A 7,027-nucleotide genomic window follows, 5' to 3' on the forward strand; every position below is an offset into this window, starting at 1 on the left:
GGGCGGGCTCAACCTCACGCATTCCGAGCCGCATGCGCCTTTTGTGAGTCGCTATGCCGGGCGCGAACCACAGATTGAGCCCCTGATTCAGGCTTTTGGCGGCCCCGAGATACGCGCTTGGGCGCAGGGGCTGGGAGTGGAGACCTTTGTGGGCACTTCGGGCCGTGTGTTTCCCACCGACATGAAGGCCGCGCCGCTGCTGCGCGCCTGGCTGCAGCGCCTGCGCGGGCAAGGCGTGCTGTTCCACATGCGCCACCGCTGGCTGGGCTGGGCCGAGGATGGCGCTCTGCGCTTGGCTGCACCGGCTGGCGAGGTGCGGGTGGTCGCCAAGGCGGTGGTGCTGGCGCTGGGCGGCGGCAGCTGGGCGCGCCTGGGGTCTGATGGTGCCTGGGTGCCGCTGCTGGCACAGCAGGGTGTGGCCGTGGCTCCGCTGCGCCCGTCCAACTGCGGCTTTGATGTGCTGCGTGCAGACGCACCTGCGGGCGAGACGCGCCGCGCCTTTCTGCAGGAGCTGCTGGGCCGCACGCCTGCGCCCACCGTGGGCTGGACGCCGCATTTTGCCGAGAAGTTTGTGGGCCAGCCCTTCAAGACCGTGGCGCTCAGCTTTACCGACAGCCGGGGCCACAGCTTCAGTCGTCGGGGCGAGTTTGTGGTCACGGCCACAGGGGTGGAGGGCAGCCTGGTCTATGCCGCCTCACACCTGCTGCGCGACGAGGTGGAGGCCCATGGCCACGCCACGTTCCACCTCGACCTGCTGCCCGACCATGCGCCTGAGCGCGTGCTGGTGGAAGTGCGCCACCCTCGCGGTTCCCGGTCGCTCTCCAGCCACCTCAAGAGCCGCCTGGGCCTGGATGGCATCAAGGCGGGCATCCTGTACGAACACCTGGGCAAGGACGGAATGAACGACCCCGTGGCACTGGCCCATGCCATCAAAGCCTTGCCCATCACCGTGGTGGCCACACGCCCGCTGGACGAGGCCATCAGCACGGCGGGCGGTGTGGCCTTTGAAGCGATGGACGCACACCTCATGGCGACGGCGTTACCAGGTGTGTTCTGCGCGGGAGAAATGCTGGACTGGGAGGCGCCCACCGGGGGCTATCTGCTGACCGCCAGCATGGCCAGCGGCCGTGTGGCGGGAGAGGGGGCTCTCAGCTGGCTGGGGCAGTCCGCAGGGGCTTGAGTGGGCATGAGGCGCCCGGCGCGCTGAGGAAATACTGGAGAGAGGGAAGTTTTTGCGCGACCGCGCAAAAAGAAAGAAGAAGTTGACGAGCCTTACCCCCGGCACTGACTCCACAGTTAGGGCTGCTTGGTTCCCCACCTGACCCGGTTGGCCGCTTCACCATGCGAGGAGGCCCGTCACCGCTAATTGTACGTCGGATGGAGGCCCTGATTTTTCAGTGGCTGTTTTGTTTGCCCTGGTGGCGCTAGGGGCGCATGGCCCAGCCCGTAGAATCGACCGCATGTCCTACCTCGTGCTCGCCCGCAAGTACCGTCCCCGCAATTTCACCGAGATGGTGGGGCAGGAACATGTGGTCCAGGCCTTGTCGAATGCGCTGACCCAGCAGCGCCTGCACCACGCCTACCTGTTTACCGGTACGCGCGGCGTGGGCAAGACCACGGTGTCGCGCATCCTGGCCAAGTCGCTCAACTGCCAGGGGGCGGACGGCAATGGCGGCATCACCGCTACGCCCTGCGGCGTGTGCCAGGCCTGCACCGACATCGACAGCGGCCGCTTTGTGGACTACACCGAGCTGGACGCGGCCTCCAACCGGGGCGTGGACGAAGTGCAGAGCCTGCTGGAGCAGGCGGTCTACAAGCCGGTGCAGGGGCGCTTCAAGGTCTTCATGATCGACGAAGTGCACATGCTGACCAACACGGCGTTCAACGCCATGCTCAAGACGCTGGAAGAGCCGCCTGAGTACCTCAAGTTTGTGCTGGCCACGACCGACCCGCAGAAGGTGCCGGTCACGGTGCTGAGCCGCTGCCTGCAGTTCAACCTGCGCCCCATGGCGCCTGAAACCGTGCTCTCGCACCTCACGCAGGTGCTGGCGACCGAGAACGTGCCTGCCGAGCCCCAGGCGCTGCGCTTGCTCTCACGCGCTGCGCGGGGCTCCATGCGCGATGCACTGTCGCTGACCGACCAGGCCATTGCCTTCGGCAGTGGCCAGCTGCAGGAAGCCGGTGTGCGCCAGATGCTGGGTGCGGTGGACCGCTCCTATGTGTTCCGGCTCATCGAAGCGCTCGCCCAGGGTGACGGGAAAACCGTGGTGGAGACCTCGGACACGCTGCGCATGAACGGGCTGTCTGCCGCCTCCACGCTCGAAGAGATGAGTGCCGTACTGCAGTGCATGGCCGTGTTCCAGGCAGTGCCCCAGATGGCCGGTGCCGTGGACGCAGGCGACCCCGAGGCTGCTGAAACAGCCCGCCTGTCTGCACTGATGCCCGCGGATGAAACGCAGTTGCTCTACAGCCTGTGCCTGCACGGGCGCGGCGAGTTGGGCCTGGCGCCCGACGAGTACGCGGCACTCACCATGGTGCTGCTGCGTCTGCTGGCTTTCAAGCCCGTCAGCGGCGCAGGGGGCGCCGGCGAATCGGCTGAAAAAAAAACTCTGACGCGGGCTGAAACGCCCCCCTCAGGCGCTGTTGCATCAACTGCAGCAGCCCCTGCTGCACTGGTGGCCACGCCAGGGCCTGTGGGAGGGGCAGCGGTGAAGCCCCCCCAGGCCCTGTCTGTACCGTCGGCGCCTGCAGCTCCGGTGCGTGCTGCCCAGCAAGTCCCGTCTGCGGCCCCCGCGCCTGCAGTCCCGGCCCCAGTTCCGGCAGTGGCTGCAGGCACCGCATCTTCTGGCGGCGGAGACCATCCATCAGAGTCGTTCAACGATTCTGAGCCACCCCCATGGCCAGGTTCTGACGAGCCCGGTACTGTGACCACTGCGGCTGCACCCGCTGCCACGGCGTTGCCGGTACGCACCACCGAGAGGTTTGATCAAAATCCCGGCGTAGTGCAATCATTCAAAGCACAGAATGCTCCTGAATATGTAGCAATCCCAGTGCGTGAGTCCCCGGAGCCCGGCGAACGGTTGCAGCCGCTTCCACTGTCTGCCCCGACCCCGGTATCTGCCCGCTACACCCCCACCGAAGAGGGGGACGTCTGGCATGCCACGGTGCAGCAACTGGTGGCAGCAGAGGCCATCACGGCGCTGGTGCGCGAACTGGCCCTGCAGTCGCAGCTGGTGGCGCGCGATGGTGGTCACTGGCTGTTGCGCGTCGAGCGCGAATCGCTCAACCAGCCCACGGCGCGCGAGCGCCTGCGTGCGGCCCTTGAAGCTGCGGGCCATGCGACCCAGATCAGCGTGGAAGTGGGCGTGGTCATCGACAGCCCCGCCCGTCGCAACGCCGCCGCCGCCGCCGAACGCCAGCGTCGCGCGGAAGAAATCGTGCACAACGACCCCTTCGTGCAATCGCTGATGCGTGACTACGGCGCGAGAATCGTGCCGGGCAGTATCAAACCTGCATGACGGACAACCTCTGTTACTCATTTCACTAGAAACTGAAAAGGAAACCACACCATGTTCAACAAAGGACAACTCGCCGGCCTCATGAAGCAAGCCCAGGCGATGCAGGACAACCTCAAGAAGGCCCAGGACGAACTGGCTTTCATCGAGGTGGAGGGTGAATCGGGCGCGGGTCTGGTGAAGGTGGTCATGACCTGCAAGCACGACGTCAAGCGCATCACCATCGACCCGAGCCTGCTGGCCGAAGACAAGGACATGCTGGAAGACCTGGTGGCGGCTGCGTTCAATGCGGCGGTGCGCAAGGCGGAGGAGACATCTTCGGAGAAGATGGGCAAGCTGACGCAAGGTATGCCAGGCCTCCCCGGCGGCATGAAATTCCCTTTCTGAGGGTTAGCTACCGAGCGGGCCATCTGCGTCGTTGGGCGGTGCTCGCCATCCTCGCGTACTTCAAGTACGTTCCGGTGGCTGTGCTCCGTCCGCCTAGTAGCTGATCCCGCTCGCTACGCCCTTGAGGGTGGGTGTAAAGGCAGGGGTAAATTCCCGTTGTTTTCCCACATCCGTTTGGGCTTGGCCTGTTGAGCCTCGCTCCACTGCTTCGTACGACCTTACGCGCCTTATCTTCAGCCTTTCCATGTCCACCACCAACTCCCTCGACGTTCTGATCCAGGCGCTGCGCCGGTTGCCGGGGGTGGGGGTGAAGTCTGCGCAGCGCATGGCGTTTCATCTGTTGCAGCATGATCGCGAAGGGGCGCTGGCGCTGTCGCGGGCGCTCTCGGAAGCGGTGGGCACGGTGCACCACTGCGCGCGTTGTCATACGTTCACCGAGGCGGAGGTGTGCAGCACCTGCCTGGACCCGGACCGCGATGCAACGCGGCTGTGCGTGGTGGAGACGCCCGCTGACCAGTCTGCGCTGGAGCGCACGGGGGCCTTCAAGGGGTTGTACTTCGTGTTGATGGGGCGGCTCAGCCCGCTCGATGGTGTCGGTCCCAAGGAGATCGGCCTGCACAAGCTCATGGAGCGCGCCACGGATGGCACCGTTCAGGAGGTGATCCTGGCCACCAACTTCAATGCCGAGGGGGAGGCGACTGCGCATGTGATCAGCGAGGCGCTGAAGAGCCGTGGGTTGCATGTCACGCGGCTCGCGCGCGGCGTGCCTGTCGGCAGTGAGCTGGAGTACGTGGACCTGGGAACGATCGCGCATGCGCTGGTGGATCGCCGGTGACGCCAAGGCGCCTGCCAGCCCGTCGTCCCGACAATGTCTGCGGCTAAAATACTCTCAATTTAATAGCTACCAGCGCTTGTATTTGCTGCGCTGTTGCCCTCAAAAGCCTCGAAAATGAATACCACCTTGCACGTCGCGCGGTTCACCGTGGCCTATTGGTGCGTGCTGTTCGCAGCACTGCTGCCCATCGCTTGTGCCTGGTTGGCCAAAAGTGGCAACTTTGGCAAGTCCCGCAAAGAAGGCGGTTTTGACAACCACGATCCGCGCGGCTGGCTCTCGCGGCAGACTGACTGGCGCGGACGCGCCAACGCAGCGCAGGCCAACAGCTTTGAAGCGCTGCCGTTCTTCATCGGCGCGGTCATCATTGCGCACCTGCTGGGGGCGGGGCAGACGTTGCTGGATCTGCTGGCGTTGTTGTATGTCTTTCTGCGGATCTTCTACGTGATGATGTACGTGGCCGACATGCCGATGGCCCGCAGCGCAGTCTGGGCCGGTGGTTTTCTGGTCAATATTGCCATCCTGTTCATCGGGTACCGTTGAGCGCCCCGGGTGCGCGCCACCCGTCTTGCGGTGTGCTGCGGTTGAAGGCTGTCTATCGCGGTACGTAGTAACCCGCAGGGATTCACCCTGATGCGGTTTCGTCTGTGCTGCGGCACGATTGTTGCAATGCAGCATTGTCTTTTTGCCTGATTCCATGTCCCTGCCTCCACTCACCCGCCGCGCCTTTGGCGCTGTATCTGCCTTGTCGGCGGCTGCGGTGTGGGCGCCTGCCATTCGGGTGCGTGCGCAGACCGATGGTGCTGCTCTCGGGCGAGTGACCGTGGCGGTCGGAGGGCAGGGCGTTCTGTACCACCTGCCGCTGGCGCTGGCCGATGCGCTGGGGTACTTCCGCCTCGAAGGCCTGGACGTGGTGGTGCGGGACTATTCGGCGGGAGCGCATGCTTGGCAGGCGGTACAGGACGGTGCGGCAGATGTCTGTTCCGGTGCCTTCGAGCACGTGTTGCGTGCGCAGGCGCGAGGTCATGCGTACCGTGCGCTGGTGCTGCAGGGGCGGGCCCCGCAGCTGGCGCTGGGTGTGTCACTGCGGTCGGTGCCTGCGTACAAGGACCTGGGCGACCTCGCTGGGCGCAAGGTGGGGGTGTCGTCGGTGGGCTCATCCACCCACATGGCAGCCAGCCTGATGCTGATGCGTGCGGGCGTGCCGTTGCGCGATGTGGGTTTTGTGGGGGTGGGCTCGGGCACCAATGCCATGAACGCGCTGCGTTCCGGCCAGGTGCATGCACTGTGCCATGCCGATCCCATCATGACCTTGCTGGAGCAGAAGGCTGACACCCGCATCGTGGGCGATATGCGCTCTCTCAAGGCAGGGCAGGACATGTTCGGTGGCACCATGCCCGCCAGCTGCCTGTATGCCCCGCAGGCCTTCATCCAGAAGCAGCCTGCCCAGGCCCAGGCATTGGTCAATGGCGTTGTGCATGCGCTCAAGTGGCTGCAGACGGCAGCACCGGCAGACCTGGTGAAGGCGGTGCCTCCCGCCTACCTGATGGGTGACCGGGGGCTCTATCTGGCGGCGTTCAGCCGGGTGCGCGAGACCTACTCGACCAACGGCCTGATGCCGGACGAAGGCCCGGCAACCGCACTGCGGGTGTTGTCGCGCGTGCTGCCCGAACTGGCCGAGGCCAAGGTCGAACTGGCGCGTACGTCCAGCAACGATCTGGTGCGCAAAGCCCGCCAAAAGTACAGCGTCTGACAAGCCGCTGCGGCGGGAGACCCCAACAGCCTGCTTACCTCTACCGCGAGATCGTCAACAGGCTCTGAGGGCCCTGGCATCGACTACAGTGTCAGCCGCCTGCCCACCTGCCACTGCACCGCAATCACACCGTGTGATACGCATCGCGCAGGCTACGCACGCAGCAGTTGTGCTGCGCCATTCCCGTGCCATTTTTCAAGGACTATCCACCATGTCGCTGAGTCTCAGCATCGGCCCGCTCGTCTCCCTGATCGCAGGCATCCTCATCCTGGTCATGCCGCGTTTGCTCAGCACCATCGTGGCGCTTTATCTCATCATCATGGGAATCCTGGGGCTGCTGGGCATGCACACGCTCCGGTTCTGATGCAGGGGCCCAGCGACCGGCCAAGCAATGCCGGGCTTCGCCGGGCCCAGGTGGCTTTGCTGAGGCGCCTGCGGCTCAGCGGCGCTTGACCTTGGAGGGGGATCCGCCACGCCGCGCAGGCGCTGGAGCCTGGCGTTTGCCCGCGCTGGCGGCCGATACGCGAACGCTGCCGCCGC

General features: G+C 65.2%; 7 protein-coding genes and 1 other RNA gene. 7 read left to right on the forward strand and 1 reads right to left on the reverse strand.

What is annotated here, in order from left to right; translation table 11 throughout:
* The coding region (locus DBR23_RS19820; protein WP_233250598.1) for a TIGR03862 family flavoprotein at positions 1-1,180 on the forward strand (1,180 nt) is incomplete at its 5' end.
* 81 nt (positions 1,181-1,261) lie between these two features.
* Here the strand turns inward: DBR23_RS19820 and ffs are convergent.
* Positions 1,262-1,358, reverse strand: an RNA gene (gene ffs / locus DBR23_RS19825) — signal recognition particle sRNA small type.
* A 102-nt stretch (positions 1,359-1,460) separates the two neighbouring features.
* Here ffs and dnaX point away from each other — a divergent pair.
* From dnaX to DBR23_RS19855, 6 genes are all read left to right on the forward strand, one after another.
* A complete protein-coding gene (gene dnaX / locus DBR23_RS19830; RefSeq protein WP_108499340.1) occupies positions 1,461-3,518 on the forward strand; it encodes a DNA polymerase III subunit gamma/tau in 2,058 nt (685 codons plus the stop codon).
* Positions 3,519-3,569: 51 nt separating this feature from the next.
* Positions 3,570-3,902, forward strand: a complete 333-nt coding sequence (locus tag DBR23_RS19835; protein ID WP_055398201.1) for a YbaB/EbfC family nucleoid-associated protein — start codon at positions 3,570-3,572, stop codon at positions 3,900-3,902.
* Between the two features lie 244 nt (positions 3,903-4,146).
* On the forward strand, positions 4,147-4,737 hold the full coding sequence (gene recR, locus DBR23_RS19840; protein ID WP_056067274.1) for a recombination mediator RecR: 591 nt from the start codon (positions 4,147-4,149) through the stop codon (positions 4,735-4,737).
* Between the two features lie 114 nt (positions 4,738-4,851).
* Entirely contained in the window at positions 4,852-5,277 is a 426-nt protein-coding gene (locus DBR23_RS19845) for an MAPEG family protein (RefSeq protein WP_056743563.1), read from the forward strand.
* Between the two features lie 154 nt (positions 5,278-5,431).
* A complete protein-coding gene (locus DBR23_RS19850) occupies positions 5,432-6,487 on the forward strand; it encodes an ABC transporter substrate-binding protein (RefSeq protein WP_108499341.1) in 1,056 nt (351 codons plus the stop codon).
* 211 nt (positions 6,488-6,698) lie between these two features.
* Positions 6,699-6,851, forward strand: a complete 153-nt coding sequence (locus DBR23_RS19855) for a DUF3096 domain-containing protein (RefSeq protein ID WP_015013605.1) — start codon at positions 6,699-6,701, stop codon at positions 6,849-6,851.
* Positions 6,852-7,027: the final 176 nt, after the last annotated feature.

The organism is Acidovorax sp. HMWF018, from assembly GCF_003061035.1.
GTDB lineage: Bacteria > Pseudomonadota > Gammaproteobacteria > Burkholderiales > Burkholderiaceae_C > Acidovorax > Acidovorax delafieldii.

What these genes read in the sequence shown, in the direction of transcription:
- DBR23_RS19850 (WP_108499341.1), top strand. Translation starts at nt 5,432, where the DNA reads ATGTCCCTGCCTCCACTCACCCGCCGCGCCTTTGGCGCTGTATCTGCC.
- DBR23_RS19835 (WP_055398201.1), top strand. Translation starts at nt 3,570, where the DNA reads ATGTTCAACAAAGGACAACTCGCCGGCCTCATGAAGCAAGCCCAGGCG.
- DBR23_RS19845 (WP_056743563.1), top strand. Translation starts at nt 4,852, where the DNA reads ATGAATACCACCTTGCACGTCGCGCGGTTCACCGTGGCCTATTGGTGC.
- recR (WP_056067274.1), top strand. Translation starts at nt 4,147, where the DNA reads ATGTCCACCACCAACTCCCTCGACGTTCTGATCCAGGCGCTGCGCCGG.
- DBR23_RS19855 (WP_015013605.1), top strand. Translation starts at nt 6,699, where the DNA reads ATGTCGCTGAGTCTCAGCATCGGCCCGCTCGTCTCCCTGATCGCAGGC.
- dnaX (WP_108499340.1), top strand. Translation starts at nt 1,461, where the DNA reads ATGTCCTACCTCGTGCTCGCCCGCAAGTACCGTCCCCGCAATTTCACC.